Annotated in this window: 14 protein-coding genes; 7 read left to right on the forward strand and 7 right to left on the reverse strand. The window is 72.7% G+C overall.

What is annotated here, in order from left to right; genetic code table 11:
• Positions 1-17: 17 nt before the first annotated feature.
• From J7I94_RS13460 to ssd, 4 genes are all read right to left on the reverse strand, one after another.
• Positions 18-809, reverse strand: a complete 792-nt coding sequence (locus tag J7I94_RS13460; protein WP_215167302.1) for a type II secretion system F family protein — start codon at positions 807-809, stop codon at positions 18-20.
• Positions 806-1,735 (reverse strand): type II secretion system F family protein, encoded by a 930-nt coding sequence (locus J7I94_RS13465; RefSeq protein WP_215167341.1) that lies wholly within the window; start codon positions 1,733-1,735, stop codon positions 806-808. The genes J7I94_RS13460 and J7I94_RS13465 overlap by 4 nt, the downstream gene beginning before the upstream one ends.
• A 1-nt stretch (position 1,736) precedes the next feature.
• Complete coding sequence (locus J7I94_RS13470) at positions 1,737-2,900, reverse strand: TadA family conjugal transfer-associated ATPase (protein ID WP_215167303.1); 1,164 nt, start codon at positions 2,898-2,900, stop codon at positions 1,737-1,739.
• Positions 2,901-3,133: 233 nt separating this feature from the next.
• Complete coding sequence (gene ssd / locus J7I94_RS13475; protein WP_215167304.1) at positions 3,134-4,237, reverse strand: septum site-determining protein Ssd; 1,104 nt, start codon at positions 4,235-4,237, stop codon at positions 3,134-3,136.
• 577 nt (positions 4,238-4,814) lie between these two features.
• On the opposite strand from ssd, the gene J7I94_RS13480 reads away from it, so the two are divergent.
• Positions 4,815-5,699 carry an HAD family phosphatase gene (locus tag J7I94_RS13480; RefSeq protein WP_251075100.1) on the forward strand — a complete coding sequence of 295 codons (885 nt, stop codon included), beginning with the start codon at positions 4,815-4,817 and terminating at the stop codon, positions 5,697-5,699.
• A 371-nt stretch (positions 5,700-6,070) separates the two neighbouring features.
• Here the strand turns inward: J7I94_RS13480 and J7I94_RS13485 are convergent, their stop codons facing one another.
• Both J7I94_RS13485 and J7I94_RS13490 read right to left on the reverse strand, forming a co-directional pair.
• Complete coding sequence (locus J7I94_RS13485; protein ID WP_215167306.1) at positions 6,071-6,901, reverse strand: Fic family protein; 831 nt, start codon at positions 6,899-6,901, stop codon at positions 6,071-6,073.
• A gap of 22 nt (positions 6,902-6,923) precedes the next feature.
• Positions 6,924-8,204 carry a hypothetical protein gene (locus J7I94_RS13490; RefSeq protein WP_215167342.1) on the reverse strand — a complete coding sequence of 427 codons (1,281 nt, stop codon included), beginning with the start codon at positions 8,202-8,204 and terminating at the stop codon, positions 6,924-6,926.
• A 369-nt stretch (positions 8,205-8,573) separates the two neighbouring features.
• Between J7I94_RS13490 and J7I94_RS13495 the strand changes: the two genes are divergently transcribed.
• The 6 genes from J7I94_RS13495 to J7I94_RS13520 all read left to right on the forward strand — a co-directional run bounded on the left by J7I94_RS13495 (position 8,574) and on the right by J7I94_RS13520 (position 16,480).
• Positions 8,574-10,910 carry a SulP family inorganic anion transporter gene (locus J7I94_RS13495; RefSeq protein WP_215167307.1) on the forward strand — a complete coding sequence of 779 codons (2,337 nt, stop codon included), beginning with the start codon at positions 8,574-8,576 and terminating at the stop codon, positions 10,908-10,910.
• Positions 10,911-11,157: 247 nt separating this feature from the next.
• Positions 11,158-13,113 (forward strand): acetate--CoA ligase, encoded by a 1,956-nt coding sequence (gene acs, locus J7I94_RS13500; RefSeq protein ID WP_215167308.1) that lies wholly within the window; start codon positions 11,158-11,160, stop codon positions 13,111-13,113.
• A gap of 154 nt (positions 13,114-13,267) precedes the next feature.
• Complete coding sequence (gene nhaA, locus J7I94_RS13505) at positions 13,268-14,695, forward strand: Na+/H+ antiporter NhaA (protein WP_308114564.1); 1,428 nt, start codon at positions 13,268-13,270, stop codon at positions 14,693-14,695.
• A gap of 84 nt (positions 14,696-14,779) precedes the next feature.
• Positions 14,780-15,268 carry a phage holin family protein gene (locus J7I94_RS13510; protein WP_215167310.1) on the forward strand — a complete coding sequence of 163 codons (489 nt, stop codon included), beginning with the start codon at positions 14,780-14,782 and terminating at the stop codon, positions 15,266-15,268.
• On the forward strand, positions 15,265-16,212 hold the full coding sequence (locus tag J7I94_RS13515; protein WP_215167311.1) for an alpha/beta fold hydrolase: 948 nt from the start codon (positions 15,265-15,267) through the stop codon (positions 16,210-16,212). The genes J7I94_RS13510 and J7I94_RS13515 overlap by 4 nt, the downstream gene beginning before the upstream one ends.
• Positions 16,213-16,297: 85 nt before the next feature.
• Positions 16,298-16,480: a hypothetical protein gene (locus tag J7I94_RS13520; protein ID WP_215167312.1), complete on the forward strand. Its 183-nt coding sequence runs from the start codon at positions 16,298-16,300 to the stop codon at positions 16,478-16,480.
• Between the two features lie 35 nt (positions 16,481-16,515).
• On the opposite strand, the gene J7I94_RS13525 is transcribed toward J7I94_RS13520, so the two are convergent.
• On the reverse strand, positions 16,516-17,718 hold the full coding sequence (locus J7I94_RS13525; RefSeq protein WP_215167313.1) for a MarP family serine protease: 1,203 nt from the start codon (positions 17,716-17,718) through the stop codon (positions 16,516-16,518).
• Positions 17,719-17,747: the final 29 nt, after the last annotated feature.

Below are 17,747 nucleotides of genomic sequence, written 5' to 3' on the forward strand. Positions count from 1 at the left end.
CATCACTCGGCACCGCCTCAGCCACCACCTCCCCCTCCCAGCGCCCCGCCCGCCAGACCGATCACCACCGGCAGCACGCCCACCGCGATGAACGCGGGCAGGAAGCACAGGCCCACCGGTGCGGTGACCGCGACGGCCGCTCGCCGGGCCCGTGCCGTGGTCGCGCGGGCCCGGTCCGCGCGGGCCTGTTCGGCGAGGTGCGCGACCGGGCCGGCCGCGGGCAGTCCGGACTCGTCGGCGCGTTCCAGCAGGCGCGCCAGCGCCGAGGCACCCGGCAACACGGCCAACTCACGCCACGCCCCGTCCGGTTCACCGCCCAGCCGGACCTCCGCCGCACCGCGGGCCAGCGCGTCGCCGACCGGTCCGCCGAGGGCTTCGCCCACGGCCCGGGCAGCGACCACCGGACCGGCCCCCGCCGCGATGCAGGCAGCCAGCAGATCCGCCGCCAAGGGCAGTTGCCGTGCCGCCTCCGCACCGTCGGTCCGCGCGGCGACACCCGTGGGGGGCCGCCGCCGCTGCCAGCGCCACAGCCCCGCCGCGACGACCGTCCCCACCAGAACGCCCGTGACGCCGCCGACCAGTGCCCACCCCGCGCCCGCCGTACCCACCAGGGGAAGCCACGCGCGGAGCCGTCGGCCGAGGGCGTCCACCCGCGGGGCACCGCGCGTCCGTCCCGGAAGCAGCAGCGCGGCGAGCCGACGCCGGGCCTTTCCCTCGCGCCGGGCGGCCCACGCCCACCCCACCAGCCATCCGGCGAGCAACAGCGTCCCCATGACCGCCCCCAGGCTGTGGACAACGTTCCCGCTCACGCCTCCGCCTCCGCTCGCCGCACGATCCCGTTCACCCACCACATCCCGAGCCCCTCCAGCACGCCGCCGGCCAGCAGACAGCCCAGTCCCGCCCCGCTGTGCAGCAGGACGCGCAGCGGATCGGCCCCGAGGGCCACCCCGAACAGCAGGCCCAGGACCGGCAGGCCGGCCAGCATCACCGCGGTGGCCCGGGCCCCGGCCAACTGGGCGCGCAGATCGGCCCGTCGGTCCCGTTCGGCACGCAGCGCCCCCGCCAGCCGGTCCAGTCCGGTGGCGAGACCCGCGCCCTGGTCGACGGCGACCCGCCAGCACGCGGCCAGGCCCCGCAGCCCTTCGGCACCCGGTTGCCGCGCCGCCGTCGCGAGCGCGCCCGGCACGTCCCCGCCGAACCGGGCCGCCGCCAGCACCGCCGCCTGCCCGTCGCCGAGCCCGCCGGACTCCCGCGCGGCGCACAGCAACGCCTCACCGGGCTGCCGTCCCGCCCGTACCTCGCCCGCCAGGAAGGCGCACAGCCCGATCACCGCGTCCTGCCGCCGCTCCCGGGCACGTCGCGCCCGGCCGGCCAGTCGCGCCCGGCGCAGTACCGGAACCCCGGCCGCTCCCATGACGAGCGGCAGGACCGACGTCCCCAGCAGCGCCAGCACCAGCCCGGCCACCGGGGACCACCACTCGGCCCGCAGCCGCCCCCGAAGCCGGCGCAGCCCGTCCGTCAGCCGGATGACACTCACCGTCACCTGATCGGCTCCCGGCGCTCCGGCCCCGCCCGCGCCACCGCCCGCACCACCGTCCGCCCCGCCTCCCGCCTCGCCGCCCGCGAGCAGCAGACGTGCCCGCCGCGCCCCGGACTGCCGCTCACCGGCCAACCAGGCGGCGGCTGCGAGGCAGACGAGGGCCACCGCCGTCGACAGCTCGCTCACCTCACTCACTTCACTCACCCCCCGTACTCCCCTCACCTGCCAGCAGCCCCCTGAGCCGCGCCCACCCCCGCTCCGGCACGAACGCCTCCTCGCCCCACCGCAGCGCCGGCACGGTCCGCACCAGCCCCGCGGGGTCCCTCTCCAGCACCCGCACCTCCGCGATCCGCCGCCGCCCGGTACGGTCCCGTACGAGGTGCAGCAGCACCGACAGTGCGGCGGCCACCTGGCTGTGCAGGGCGGCCCGGTCGAGTCCGGCGGCCGTGCCGAGCGCCTCCAGCCGGGCCGGGACGTCCGCCGCGGCGTTGGCGTGAACAGTTCCGGAACCGCCCTGATGGCCGGTGTTGAGGGCCGCCAGCAGGTGGACCACCTCGGGTCCCCGTACCTCGCCGACGACCAGCCGGTCCGGCCGCATTCGCAGTGCCTGGCGCACCAGGTCCTCCAGCGTCACCAGGCCGGCGCCCTCTTGGTTGGCCGGTCTGGCCTCCAGCCGTACGACGTGCGGGTGGTCGGGCCGCAACTCCGCCGAGTCCTCGGCCAGCACGATCCGCTCCCCGGCACCGACCAGCCCGAGCAGGGCGCTCAGCAGCGTCGTCTTGCCGCTGCCCGTACCGCCGCTGACCAGGAAGGACAGCCGGGCGTCCAGCAGGGCGCGCAGCACCCGGTCGCCGCCCGGCGGCACCGTCCCCGCCGCGACCAGTTCGTCGAGCGTGAACGCGCGCGGACGCACCACCCGCAGCGACAGGCAGGTGCAGCCGACCGCGACCGGGGGCAGCACCGCGTGCAGCCGGGTCCCGTCGGGCAGCCGGGCGTCCACCCAGGGCCGGGCGTCGTCGAGGCGGCGCCCGGCGACGGCCGCGAGCCGCTGCGCGAGCCGCCGTACCGCCCCGGCGTCCATGAAGGACACGGAGGTCAGCTCCAGTCCGCCGCCCCGGTCCACCCAGACCCGGTCCGGGGCGGACACCAGTACGTCGGTCACCGACGGGTCGGCGAGCAGCGGCTCCAGGGGCCCACTGCCCACGAGTTCGGACCGCAGCCGCTCGGCGGCACCGAGGATCTCGGCGTCGCCGAGCACACGTCCCTGTGCGCGCAGGGCCTGCGCCACGTGTGCGGGCGTCGGTTCCGCCCCGCTCTCGGCGAGCCGGCGCCGTACGCCGTCGAGCAGTGCCGCCGGCATGCCGGCACCGGACTCCTGACGGCCCCGCACCGCACCGCCGTCCCTGCCCCGCACCACACCGCCGTCCCGCCCATGACCGCCCACCGGCTCCGGAAACTCCCGGCGGCCACGCACCACACCACCCCCACGCCCACGACCACCCGCCGGCTCCGGAAACTCCCGGCGCTCCCGTACAGCGCCACCTCCCCGCCCGTGACCGGCGTACTGGTGACCGTCCCGCCCGTCCAGCGCCCTCATCCGGTCCTCGCCTCCGTCAGCGCCCGCTCCCAGAACTCACGGCAGAAGCGCGCCAGCGGTCCACGGGCGGCGGCCCCCGGCGGCCGGCCGCCCTCCACGGCGCGCGGCAGCCCGGGCTCGACCGGAACCTCACCGGCGAGCGGCAGTCCGAGCAGCCGCGCCACCTCCCGGTCGTCGAGTCCCGGCACGTACGGCCCGCGCACCGCGACCCGCAGGTCGCCCAGGACCATGCCGACGGCGGAGGCGACCCGGCCCGCCGCCGCGACCGCCCGCAGCTCGGCGGGGACGACGAGCACCCCGAGGTCGAGCTGGGCGAGGACCTCGGCCGCCCCGTCGTCGATCCGGCGCGGCAGGTCGACGACGACCGCCCCGCCCCGGCGCCGGGCCGCGGCGAGCACCGCGCGGACGGCCGGGGGCGGCACGGCGACGCAGTCGCCGCGGTCCCAGCTGAGCACCCGCAGGGAGTGCAGTGCGGGCAGCGACTCCTCCAGGGCGCCGCCGCCGACCCGTCCTCGTGAGGCGGCGAACGCGGGCCAGCGCAGTCCCTCGGTGGTCTCGCCGCCGAGCAGCACGTCGAGTCCGCCGCCCAGCGGGTCGGCGTCCACCAGCAGGGTGCGCAGCCCTTCCCGTGCGGCAGTGACGCCGAGCGCGCAGGCCAGGGTGGAGGCCCCGGCGCCGCCCCGGCCGCCGATGACGCCGACGGTGAGCGCCGGGCGGCCGACGCCTTCGGCGACGTCGGCGATGCGGTCGATCAGCCACTGCTCGCCGTCGGGCAGCATCAGGACGTGGTCGGCGCCGATCTCGACGGCGCGCCGCCACACGCCGGGGTCGTCCTGGTCACGGCCGACCAGCACCACCTGGCGTCTGCGGGGCGCGCCCCGCACCCGGCGCGCGGCGTCGTCGCCCACCAGGACGAGCGGCGCGGTCTCCCAGCCGCCCCGGCGCTCGGGCACCGTGGGGTGCACCTCGGGTGTGGCGCCCGCAGCCGCGCACAGCCGCAGCAGGTCGTCGAGCAGGTCGGGATCCTCGGTGACGATCAGCGGTCCGCTCTGCCGTCCTCCGGCGGCGGACGGCGGGTCGTGCGTGACTGTTCCGGTCATGGCGGGTGCCCCCCTCAGGCGTCTCGCGCGGCCTGTGGGGCCCCGCGATTCCCAAACGTGTGAAGAACCGGCGAGCGGCCTCCATATGAGTGGCCGGCGAAAACCGGCAGCCCGCGTCCGACAAACGGAAGCCGCCGTGAACTCGGCGCGACCGGGACGCGTTGGAATCACGGTGCAGCGATCCGGGAAATCGTGTGGATCTTGGTCGATAACTGTGGACAACTCGGCGATTGTGAATATCGCCGTCACCCGAACCGGTGAGTGCCCGCACACTCCCCGCAGGACTGGGTACGACTGCCGCAGAGCAGCACAACGACTACCCAAAGTGACGTTCAGCGATCACGGAGTACGAGCGTGGACGATCAGAGAGAGGCCGCGGCCGGAGTCCGCGGTATACGCGAAAACCCGTCCGGACATGCGACGACCCCCGCCGGGGGGGAGAGCGGGGGTCGTCTCCACGGCCGACTCGGGGGGGGGAGGAGTCGGACCGGGTTAGCACGGTCGCGAACGATCCGTGACTTCCATGGTGTACCCGAGAGCCTTCTCAGGCAAACCCACACGCCCCACGATACGCCGAATGGGGTGCGCCTATGCTCAGGGCGTGGAAAACCACTCGTCGCCCCACTCGCCGACCCACTCCGCACCCCACTCGACACCCCGCGCCGCGGCCTTCTTCGACCTGGACAAGACGGTCATTGCGAAGTCGAGCACACTGACGTTCAGCAAGTCGTTCTACCAAGGCGGCCTGATCAACCGCAGGGCTGTCATGCGTACCGCATATGCCCAGTTCGTCTTCCTCGCGGGCGGCGCCGACCACGACCAGATGGAGCGGATGCGCGAGTACCTCTCCGCGCTCTGCCGGGGCTGGAACGTCGAGCAGGTCAAGGAACTCGTCGCCGAGACCCTGCACGACCTGATCGACCCGATCATCTACGACGAGGCCGCCTCCCTGATCGAGGAGCACCACACGGCCGGCCGGGACGTGGTGATCGTCTCCACGTCGGGCGCCGAGGTCGTCGAGCCGGTCGGCGCGCTCCTCGGGGCCGACCGGGTCGTGGCCACCCGCATGGTGGTGGGCGAGGACGGCTGCTTCACCGGCGAGGTGGAGTACTACGCGTACGGCCCGACGAAGGCCGAGGCGATCCGCGAACTGGCCGACTCCGAGGGGTACGACCTCGCCCGCTGCTACGCCTACAGCGACTCGGCCACCGACTTGCCGATGCTGGAGGCGGTCGGACATCCGCACGCCGTGAACCCGGACCGCGCGCTGCGCCGCGAGGCACTCGCGCGCGCGTGGCCGATCCTCGACTTCCACCGGCCGGTCCGGCTCAAGCAGCGCGTCCCCGGTTTCTCCGTACCGCCCCGTCCGGCGCTGGTCGCCGCCGCCGCGATAGGCGCCGCGGCGGCCACCGCGGGGCTCGTCTGGTACGCCGCCGGCCGGCGCCGGGCGACAGCGGCGTGACGCCGCACCAAGTCTCGCACCGGTCCCTATGTGTCCCGTTTGCGCTCAAAACTGAATTTGAACCTAAAAGTAAAGAAGTGCGGACATCACTTCCGCTTGTCCCCCGCCTGGAGTACAAAGGACTCAACGGCCCGCGAGACCAAGGGCATCCGAGAGGATCACCTTAATAACGCACATGGCCCCACGGACCGAGCATGGTCATCGGGCACCCACGCGACGTCGACCCGTCGATTACGGGCCAGCCGCACCAGGTGACGGGCGAAGTTCCCGACCTGATGGGCAACTTGAGAGGACGCTTGGTAACCCGGTGAGCATGCCAGCGGCGGTACGGATTCCCGTACCGCCGCAACCTGTGTCGTCCCCCGGTCTCCCTACGCGGCTCCGCGCTGCAGCGCCTCGCACACGGCCGTCGACTCCCGCGCCCCCAGCACGACCGCCTTGCCGCAGTGCTCGATCCAGGCGGCCATGCCCTCCGCGGTCCCGGAGACATATCCGTCGAGGGCCGCGAGACACGCCGCCCGGCCCAGCTCGGCGTACCCGACCTCGGCCGGGCAGACCGACTTCGGGTCCAGGCCGCTGCCGACCAGGACGATCCGTTCGGCCGCGCGCGCGACCAGGCCGTTGTGGGAGGTGAACGGGCGCAGCGCGAGCAGCTCGCCGTGCACGACGGCGGCCTGCACCAGCGCCGGCGCGGAACTGCCCGCGACGAGCAGGGCGGCCAGCCCCTCCAGGCGGCCGTGCGCCTCCTCGGCGCCCGGCAGCGGCAGCCCGACCAGAGGCTCGTCGACCGGCTCCCCCGCCTGCCGCGGGCGCCCCACCCGGTCGTCCTTGTCCGCCGCCGCCACCAGGTGCAGCCGGGCCAGCACCCGCAGGGGCGACTGCCGCCAGACGGACAGCAGCTGCCCCGCCTCGGCGGTCAGCCGCAGCGCCGCGCCCACCGTGCGCGCCTCGCCGTCACCGCTGAAGTCGGAACGCCGGCGCACCTCCTCCAGGGCCCAGTCGGCACCGGCGAGCGCCGCCGAGCCGCGCGCGCCGCGCAGCGCCGCCTCGGAGGTGATCTCGTTGCTGCGGCGCCGCATGATCCGGTGGCCGTAGACCCGGTCCACGGCCTTGCGCACGGACTCCACGGACTCGGCCACGCCGGGCAGTGCGCCCAGGGCCGCCAGGGGATCGGACTCGGCGGTCGCGCCTGTCGTACTCATGAGTACGACAGTAGCCGTGCCGTCACCGCTTCTCGGCCGTCGCCCCGGGCACCCCCTTGGGAGCCGGCGCCGGGTCGGCCGACAGGTACGACGCCCAGCCCTTCGCCGGGGCCTCGCCGACGCCCAGGTCGCGCAGCTTGCGCAGCGTCCCCGGGTCCTGCGCGTCCAGCCAGTCCGCGAGCTGCCGGAAGGAGACGCAGCGCACCTCTTCCTTGGTGCACACCGCCTCGACGACCTCCTCCACGGCGCGCATGTACGTGCCGCCGTTCCAGGACTCGAAGTGGTTGCCGATGATCAGCGGGGCGCGGTTTCCGTCGTAGGCGCGGCGGAAGCCCTGGAGGAGGCCGTCGCGCATCTGGTCGCCCCAGTACTCGTGCATGGCCGGGTCGCCCTGGGTGGTGCCGCCCGACTGGTTGACCATGAAGTTGTAGTCCATGGTGAGCTGCTCGTAGGAGTGCCCGGGGAAGGGCACCAGCTGCATCGACAGGTCCCACAGGCCGTTCTTCTTCTTGGGCCACACCTGGTTGTTGACGCCGCTGCTGTCGTAGCGGAAGCCCATCTCGGCGGCGGCCCGGGTGAAGTTCTTCTGGCCCTCCAGGCAGGGTGTGCGGGCGCCGATGAGTTCCTTGTCGTAGTCGAAGGGCAGCGGTGCGGCCTTCGTCGACCCGGTGTTGGTCTTCCAGGTCTTCACGAACCGCTTCGCCTGGCGGATCTCGTCCTTCCACTCCTCCACCGACCACGCGCCGACCCCGCCGTCGGCACCACAGAAGTGACCGTTGAAGTGGGTGCCGATCTCGTTGCCCTCCTGCCAGGCCAGGCGGAGCTGCTCGACGGTGTCGGCGATGCCCTGCTCGTCGCCGAAGCCGATGTCGGAGCTGCCCGGGGAGTGCTGCGGCGGCCGGTACTGGTCCCGCTTCTCCTCCGGCAGCAGGTACACGCCGCTGAGGAAGTACGTCATCGTCGCGTTGTTGGCCTTGGCCACCTGGCGGAAGTGGGAGAACAGCTTCTGGCTGTCCTCGCCCGCGCCGTCCCAGGAGAACACCACGAACTGCGGCGGCTTCTGGCCCGGCTTCAGCCGCTCGGGTCTGGGCAGGTGCGGCTGCGCGCCGGTGTAGGCGGTGGAGCCGTCGCCGATCAGCCGGACCGCGTGGTGCGCGCCCGGAGCCTGCTTCGCCTTCGGTCCGTGCGCGCCCGCGCCGGAGTCCTCGGCGCCGCAGCCGGCCAGCGACGCGGCGCAGACCGCGGCGATCACGGAGCCGGCCGTGATCCGGCGAGTGGCGGCGGTCCTGCGGGGGGCGGTGATCCTGTGGTTGGCGGCCAATCCGCCCACCTTCTTCCTTCTCTCGGGCCAACGCCGATGAGGCGATGTCGGGTGCTGTGCCGGCAGTGCCGTGCCGACGGCGCCGACAAGCTCGCACGGAACCGAGAAGGAATTAGTACGACAAGCCGATGAAATAACCCCATTCACCCTTACGAGCGCTTCATTGCTCCAAATGGGGGCAAAAACTATTCCCGGCCTTTACTTTGCATTACGATCCATTTACTCAGCGTGAGAAATTCGGCGCTGAGGCATCCCGCCGCTGTACGCCGTGACCCACGGCCGCGACCGACCCCGCCCCGAGCGGGACCACCCAGCAACGCGACCGCGCAGCCCCGGAGGAGACGGGAAAACATGTCAGCCTGCGTTCCCACCCGTGCCGACTCGGCCAGTCCCAAGCACGTTCATCCGCCGCACAGCCCGCCACAGGGCCCGCGCCGCTTCCGTATCGCCGGCGCCGATGTGTCGGCCTCGATCGCGGTCTTCCTGATCGCCCTTCCCCTGTCCCTGGGCATCGCCCTCGCCACCGGCGCCCCCCTCCAGGCCGGCCTCGTCGCCGCCGCGGTGGGCGGCATCGTCGGTGGCCGGCTCGGCGGCTGCCCGCTCCAGGTCAGCGGACCGGCCGCCGGTCTGACGGTGGTCACCGCCGACCTCATCCAGCAGTACGGCTGGCGGGCGACCTGCGCCATCACGGTCTTCGCGGGCTTCGCCCAGCTCGGCCTGGGCTGCCTGCGCGTGGCGCGCACCGCGCTCGCCGTCAGCCCCGCCATCGTGCACGGCATGCTGGCCGGCATCGGCGTCACCATCGCCGTCGCCCAGCTCCACATCGTCCTGGGCGGCAGCCCGCAGAGCTCCGTCCCCGACAACCTGCGGGGGCTTCCCGCCCAGTTGGCCGGCCTGCACGCGGCCGACGTGTCGGCGAGCGCGCTGACCCTCGCGCTCCTGCTGCTCTGGCCCCGGCTCCCCGGCCGGGTCGGAAAGCTGCTGCGCACCATTCCGGCCGCGCTCGTCGCCGTCGCCGTGGCCACCGCGGCCGCCGCCCTCATCGGGCTCCGGCTGCCCAAGGTCGACCTGCCGTCCTGGAGCAGCCACGCGCTGGCCGCGCTGCCCGACGGCCCGGCGCTCGGCGTCGTCGCCGCCGTCCTCACCATCACCCTGGTGTGCAGCGTGCAGTCGCTGCTCGGCGCGGTCGCCGTGGACAAGCTGGTCGCCGCCCGCGCGGACCTGTCCGGCCGCGTCGGACGCTCCAACCTCGACCGCGAGCTGCTCGGCCAGGGGGCGTCCAACATCGTCTCCGGCGCGCTCGGCGGCCTGCCCATCGCGGGCGTCGCCGTCCGCAGCACGGCGAACGTGAACGCGGGCGCGGTGAGCCGGAACTCCACGATGCTGCACGGCGTTCTCGTAGTGATCGCCACGCTGCTGATGGTCCCGCTCCTGGAGCTGATCCCGCTCGCCTCGCTCGCCGCCCTGGTCATGGCCGTCGGCATCCAGATGGTGTCGCTGAACCACATCCGCACGGTCACCCGCCACCGTGAGGTCCTGGTCTACGCGGTCACCACCGCGGGCGTGGTGTTCCTCGGCGTCCTGGAGGGCGTCGCGCTGGGCATCGCCGTCGCCGTCAGCGTCGCCCTGCACCGCCTCACCCGCACCCGTATCACCCACACCGAGACGGAAGGAGTCCACCACGTCCACGTCCGCGGCCAGTTGACGTTCCTGGCGGTGCCCCGGCTCAGCCGCGCCCTGCACCAGGTCCCCCAGGGGACCGACGTCGTCGTGGAACTGGACGGCTCGTTCATGGACCACGCGGCCTACGAGACGCTCCAGGACTGGCAGAAGACGCACACCGCGCGGGGCGGCTCCGTCGACATCACCGGCCGCCGGCCCGGCACGCGCATCTCCGAACCTGCCGACGACTCGGGCAACTGCCGCTGCCGTCCCTGGACGGCCTGGCGCAACCACCAGTGCGAACCCCCGCCGCCCACCCTGCCGACCGGCGAGCCGCAGGACGGGGGCGAGCGGTCCAGCGGCCGTGCGCTCGCCCGCGGCATCAGCGTCTTCCAGCGCAACACCGCGCCCCTGGTCCGCGGCGAGCTGGCCCGGCTGGCCCGGGAGGGACAGCAGCCCTCCCAGCTCTTCCTCACCTGCGCCGACTCCCGGCTGGTCACGTCGATGATCACCTCCAGTGGCCCGGGTGACCTCTTCACCGTGCGCAATGTGGGCAACCTCGTCCCGCTGCCCGGCGAGGAGAGCGGCGACGACTCGGTGGCCGCCGCCATCGAGTACGCGGTGGACGTGCTGAAGGTGCGGTCCATCACGGTGTGCGGGCACTCGGGGTGCGGCGCGATGCACGCGCTGCTCCACTCCGAGCCCGGGGGCGCGCTGACGCCGCTGAAGCGGTGGCTGCGGCACGGCCGGCCGAGTCTGGAGCGGATGACCCAGGACGACGGTTCCTGGGCGCCGCTGGCCGGACGCCGGCCCGCCGACGCGGCGGAACTGCTCTGCCTGACCAACGTGGTGCAGCAGTTGGAGCACCTGCGGGCCCACGAGGCGGTCGCCCGCGCCCTGCGGGAGGGCACGCTGGAACTGCACGGCATGTACTTCCATGTGGGCGAGGCCCAGTCGTACCTGCTCGTGGAGGAAGCCGGTGCGGAGGTTTTCGATCCCGTCAGGGAAGCGGAGCAACCCGCCTGACCTCAGGCCCGCCGGGTGTGACCTGTGAAAAGCGGGGCAGGGCTGAACTCCGGCCGTCCGGCGTCCGTGGGTAGGGATGACCCCGGTGCCCCCGGTGACGCCGGACCGCCGGAGCGAGCCCCGCTCCGCCAACAGGTCTACACCAGTTGTCCGTCAACGACCCTTGTCAGCGGACCGCACGGTCTGATGAGCTGTGGCCTGGGACACAGCGGACAACCCGCGGACAACCCTGGGAAAGGGAGATGTCGTGAGCAATGAATCCTTGGCCAACCTGCTCCGTGAAGAGCGCAGGTTCGCGCCGCCCGCCGACCTGGCCGCCCACGCCAACGTCACGGCCGAGGCGTACGAACAGGCCAAGGCTGACAGGCTCGGCTTCTGGGCCGCGCAGGCCCGCCGGCTGAGCTGGGCGAAGGAGCCGGCCGAGACGCTGGACTGGTCGAACCCTCCGTTCGCCAAGTGGTTCAAGGACGGCGAGCTGAACGTCGCGTACAACTGCGTGGACCGGCACGTCGAGGCCGGGCACGGGGACCGCGTCGCCATCCACTTCGAGGGCGAGCCCGGCGACAGCCGCGCGATCACCTACGCCGAGCTGAAGGACGAGGTCTCCAAGGCCGCCAACGCCCTGCTGGAACTGGGCGTGCGCAAGGGCGACCGGGTCGCCGTCTACATGCCGATGATCCCCGAGACGGCCATCGCGATGCTGGCCTGCGCCCGGATCGGCGCCGCCCACTCGGTGGTCTTCGGCGGCTTCTCCGCGGACGCCCTCGCCACCCGCATCCAGGACGCCGACGCGCGCGTGGTCATCACCTCCGACGGCGGCTACCGGCGCGGCAAGCCCTCCGCGCTCAAGCCCGCCGTCGACGACGCCGTCGAGCGCGCCGGGAACGTCGAACACGTCCTCGTCGTCCGCCGCACCGGCCAGGACGTCGCCTGGAACGACTCCCGCGACAAGTGGTGGCACGAGACCGTCGACCGGCAGTCCGCCGAGCACACGCCGGAGGCGTTCGACGCCGAGCACCCGCTGTTCATCCTGTACACGTCCGGTACGACGGGCAAGCCGAAGGGCATCCTGCACACCTCCGGCGGCTACCTGACCCAGACGGCGTACACCCACTGGGCGGTCTTCGACCTCAAGCCGGAGACCGACGTCTACTGGTGCACCGCCGACGTCGGCTGGGTCACCGGGCACTCGTACATCGTCTACGGGCCGCTCGCCAACGGCGCCACGCAGGTCATGTACGAGGGCACGCCCGACACCCCGCACCAGGGCCGCTTCTGGGAGATCGTGCAGAAGTACGGCGTCACGATCCTCTACACCGCGCCCACCGCGATCCGGACGTTCATGAAGTGGGGCGACGACATCCCCGCCAAGTTCGACCTGTCCTCGCTGCGCGTCCTCGGCTCGGTCGGTGAGCCGATCAACCCCGAGGCGTGGGTCTGGTACCGCAAGAACATCGGCGCGGACACCACCCCCGTCGTCGACACCTGGTGGCAGACCGAGACCGGCGCCATGATGATCTCCCCGCTGCCGGGCGTCACCGAGGCCAAGCCGGGCTCCGCCCAGCGCGCGCTGCCCGGCATCTCCGCCACCGTCGTCGACGACGAGGCGGGCGAGGTGCCCGACGGCGGGGGCGGCTACCTGGTCCTCACCGAGCCGTGGCCGTCGATGCTGCGCACCATCTGGGGCGACGACCAGCGGTTCATCGACACGTACTGGTCCCGGTTCGAGGGCAAGTACTTCGCCGGGGACGGCGCCAAGAAGGACGACGACGGCGACATCTGGCTGCTCGGCCGGGTCGACGACGTGATGCTGGTCTCCGGGCACAACATCTCCACCACCGAGGTCGAGTCCGCGCTGGTCTCCCATCCCTCGGTCGCCGAGGCGGCCGTGGTCGGTGCCGCCGACGAGACCACCGGACAGGCCATCGTCGCCTTCGTCATCCTGCGCGGCACGGCGTCGGAGACCGCGGAACTGGTCGGCCAGCTGCGCGACCACGTCGGCGCCACGCTCGGCCCGATCGCCAAGCCCAAGCGCATCCTGCCGGTGGCCGAGCTGCCCAAGACCCGCTCCGGCAAGATCATGCGCCGGCTGCTGCGGGACGTGGCGGAGAACCGGCAGCTCGGCGACGTGACCACGCTCACCGACTCGACGGTGATGGACCTGATCCAGTCCCGGCTGCCGGCGGCACCGAGCGAGGACTGACAGAAGCCGGCGGCGGAGGGCACCCGGCGCGCCGGGTGCCCTCCGCGGTTAAGGTAAGAAGAAGGTCAACAACCGAACAAGAACCTCATTGGGGCGCCGGGAAGTCTGGTCGGCACATGATTTGTGCTGCTCACATACCGGAAGGGTCTCCACCGTGTCCACGCCCCGCAAGCTTCTCGACCGTCTCTCCTTCCCGGAGCGGACCTACCTCGCGGACGCGTTGCGCACCGAGACCGTCGGCGGCGTCCTGCTGCTGGTCGCCGCGGTGACCGCGCTGGTCTGGGCGAACGTACCGGCGCTGGGCCACAGCTACGAGAGCGTCAGCCACTTCCACCTCGGCCCCGCCGCCCTCGGCCTGGACCTGTCGATCGCGCACTGGGCCGCCGACGGACTGCTGGCCGTCTTCTTCTTCGTCGCCGGCATCGAGCTGAAACGCGAACTGGTCGCCGGAGACCTCAAGGACCCCAAGGCCGCCGCGCTGCCGGTGGTGGCGGCGCTGTGCGGCATGGCCGCCCCCGCGCTCGTCTACACCCTCACCAACACGGCCGGCGGCGGCTCCCTGGCCGGCTGGGCCGTGCCCACCGCCACCGACATCGCCTTCGCGCTGGCCGTGCTCGCCGTCATCGGCACCTCCCTGCCCAGCGCCCTGCGGGCCTTCCTGCTCACCCTCGCCGTCGTCGACGACCTGTTCGCCATCCTGATCATCGCGGTCTTCTTCACCGAGAGCCTGAACTTCGCGGCGCTCGGCGGCGCGGTCGCCGGCCTCGCCGTCTACTGGCTGCTGCTGCGCAAGGGCGTACGCGGCTGGTACGTGTACGTCCCGCTCGGCCTCGTCATCTGGGCGCTGATGTACAACAGCGGCATCCACGCCACGATCGCCGGCGTCGCGATGGGCCTGATGCTGCGCTGCCACCGCGAGGAGGGCGAGGAGCACTCACCCGGCGAGCGGATCGAGCACCTCGTACGTCCCCTCTCGGCGGGGCTGGCGGTGCCGGTGTTCGCACTGTTCAGCGCGGGGGTCTCGGTCTCCGGCGGCGCGCTCGCCGACGTGTTCACCCGGCCGGAGACACTCGGCGTGGTCCTCGGGCTCGTCGTCGGCAAGACGCTCGGCATCTTCGGCGGCACCTGGCTGACCGCCCGCTTCACCCGGGCCTCGCTCAGCGACGACCTGGCGTGGGCGGACGTGTTCGCGGTGGCGACGCTGGCCGGCATCGGCTTCACCGTCTCGCTGCTCATCGGCGAACTGGCCTTCGAGGGCGACGCGGCCCTGACCGACGAGGTCAAGGCCGCCGTACTGACCGGCTCCGTCATCGCGGCGCTGCTGGCCACGGTGCTGCTGCGGATACGGAACGCCAAGTACCGGGCCCTGTACGAGGCCGAGGAACGCGACGAGGACCAGAGCGGCGTCCCGGACGTCTACGAGCAGGACGACCCGGCGTACCACCTGCGGATGGCCGCCCTCCACGAGCGGAAGGCCGCCGAACACCGCCGGATCGCCCAGGACATCACCCGGGAGCGGGAGTCCGCGCGGCTTGCCGACGTACCGGGCGGGGCAGGCGAGGAGGGCGACCGTCCGGCATGATCTGACGAGACGGTACAAAAGACAGAACCGTACGCGGAGAAGTTCGCAGAGCAGTCCGCGGCGAAACAGAAGAGGGAGACCGCGATGAGCGCACCCGACGGCAGCCCGGTCGGTACCGAAAGCAGCATCGGCCAGCTGTTCGCCTCGGCGACCACCGAATTGTCGGCGCTCGTGCACGACGAGATCGCGCTGGCCAAGGCGCAGCTGAGGCAGGACGTCAAGCGCGGGGTCACCAGCGGCGGCGCGTTCTCGCTGGCGGGCGTCCTGCTGGTGTTCTCGCTCCCGATGCTGAACTTCGCCCTGGCGTACGGCATCCGGACCTGGAGCCACTGGAACCTGGCGCTCTGCTTCCTGCTCTCCTTCGCGGCCAACGTCCTGGTCGCCGTCGTCCTCGCCCTGATCGGCGTCGTCTTCGCGAAGAAGGCCAAGAAGGGCAAGGGTCCGCAGAAGGTCGCCGCCTCCGTGAAGCAGTCGGCGGGCGTGCTCCAGAACGCCAAGCCGCACCCGCGTCCGGAACTGGCCCAGGACCGGTCCCCCGCCGCCGTCGAGGCTGTGGCACGCTCGTCCTCATGACGGATCCCGCCACACCTCCGGCGCAACCCGCCTCACCCGTACTGCTCGGCCTCCCCGGACGGGAGGTGCTCCACCGTGACGTCGCCGCCAACGGCGCCCGCTTCCACATCGCCGAACTGGGTGACGGACCGCTGGTGCTGCTGCTGCACGGCTTCCCGCAGTTCTGGTGGACCTGGCGGCACCAGCTCGTGGCGCTCGCCGACGCGGGCTTCCGCGCGGTCGCCATGGACCTGCGCGGCGTCGGCGGCAGCGACCGCACCCCGCGCGGCTACGACCCGGCCGGCCTCGCACTGGACATCACCGGCGTGATCCGCTCGCTCGGCGAGCCGGACGCCGCGCTGGTCGGCCACGACCTCGGCGGCTATCTGGCGTGGACGGCCGCCGCGATGCGCCCCAAGCTGGTCCGGCGGCTCGCGGTGGCGTCGATGCCGCACCCGCGCCGCTGGCGCTCGGCCATGCTGAGGGACGCCCGGCAGACCCGCGCCAACTCCTACATCTGGGGGTTCCAGCGGCCCTGGATCCCCGAGCGGCAGCTCACCGCGGACGACGGTGCCCTCGTGGGCAGGCTGATCCGCGAGTGGTCCGGCCCCCGGCCGCCCGAGGACGACGCGGTGGAGGTCTACCGCCGCGCCATGTGCATCCCGTCCACGGCGCACTGCTCGATCGAGCCGTACCGCTGGATGGTGCGTTCCCTCGCCCGGCCCGACGGCATCCAGTTCAACCGGCGGATGAAGCGGCCGGTGCGGGTGCCGATGCTGCATCTGCACGGCTCGCTCGACCCGGTGACGCGCACCCGGAGCGCGGCGGGTTCCGGGGAGTACGTCGAAGCCCCCTACCGCTGGCGGCTGTTCGACGGGCTCGGCCACTTCCCCCACGAGGAAGACCCGGTCGCTTTCTCCACCGAACTGATCAATTGGCTGAAGGACCCGGAACCCGACCGGTGACCCAGTGGCCACATGCCTGGCGCATAGGCCAATTGGGGGCCCCTGGAGCGGTTATGGACCTTGGGGCGGGGGCAGACGTCGGGGTATGGGCTGGACGCACGACTACAGTGACGCAGCACGCACTCGCCGCTCCCCGAGCGGTTTGAGCCCCCACCAGCAAGGCGGCACCCCGCAACTCGCGGGCACCGATCTGCGGGTGGGCATTCCGCGCATCCTGCGCCGCCGCGCCCGCTGGGTCTCCGTACGGCTGCGTCACCCGCGCGGCTGAGCCGAGGGCGCACCGGGGCCGGGCCCTGCCCGCACTCACAGCGCGCAGCTGTCGCTGTCCACCTGCTGGCTGGCGGTCCGCCCCTTGACGATGTCGTCCTGGATCTCGTCGGCGGTCAGCGCGTAGCCGGTCTGCGGGTCGTCGAGGGACTTGGCGAACACCACGCCGTAGACCTCGCCGTCGGTGGTGAGCAGCGGCCCGCCCGAGTTGCCCTGGCGGACGGTCGCGTAGAGCGAGTAGACGTCCCGGCTGACGGTGCCGCGGTGGTAGATGTCCGGGCCGCTGGCCGTGATGCGCCCGCGCAGCCGGGCCGCCCGGACGTCGTACGACCCGTTCTCCGGGAAGCCGGCCACGATGGCGCCGTCGTTGATGTCCGCGTCCTCCTCGGCGAACCGCAGCGCCGGTGCCCGCAGGTCCGGTACGTCGAGTACGGCGATGTCGCGCCGCCAGTCGTAGAGGACGACCGTCGCGTCGTACGTGCGGCCCTCGCCGCCTATCTGGACGGTGGGCTCGTCGACGCCGCCCACCACATGGGCGTTGGTCATCACGCGGCGCTCGCCGTAGACGAAGCCGGTGCCCTCCAGGACCTTGCCGCAACCGGTCGCGGTGCCCATCACCTTGACGATGGAGCGCTGGGCGCGCACGGCGACGGCGCTCTTGGCGAGGGCCGGGTCGGGCGCGGGGACTTTGGCGATCGGCTCGTTGGAGAAGGGGCTGAAGACCTGCGGGAAGCCGTTCTGCGCGAGGATGGAGGAGAAGTCCCGGAACCAGCGGTCGGTCTGATCGGTGGGCAGCGCGACGGCGACCCCGTTCAGCACCCGGGAGTCACGGACCGCCTTGCCGATCGTCGGCAGCGTGGTCCCGGCGATGGCCGAGCCGATCAGCCAGGCCACCAGCAGCATGGCGATGACGTTGACGAGGGCGCCGCCGGTGGCGTCCAGGGCGCGCGCGGGCGACCAGGTGATGTGCCGGCGCAGCTTGCTGCCGAGGTGGGTGGTCAGGGCCTGGCCGACGGAGGCGCAGACGATGACGATGACGACCGCGACGACGGCGGCGGTCGTGTTCACCTCCGCGTTGCCGGTCATCGCGTCCCAGACGACGGGCAGGAGGTAGACGGCGACGAGTCCGCCGCCGAGGAAACCGATCACCGACAGGATGCCCACGACGAAGCCCTGGCGGTAGCCGACGATCGCGAACCAGACGGCGGCGACCAGCAACAGGATGTCCAGCACGTTCACCGCTTCTAGCCTCGCCTCGTCATTCCGCT

It is taken from the genome of Streptomyces sp. ISL-12, from assembly GCF_018614415.1.
In the GTDB taxonomy this organism is placed as follows: domain Bacteria; phylum Actinomycetota; class Actinomycetes; order Streptomycetales; family Streptomycetaceae; genus Streptomyces.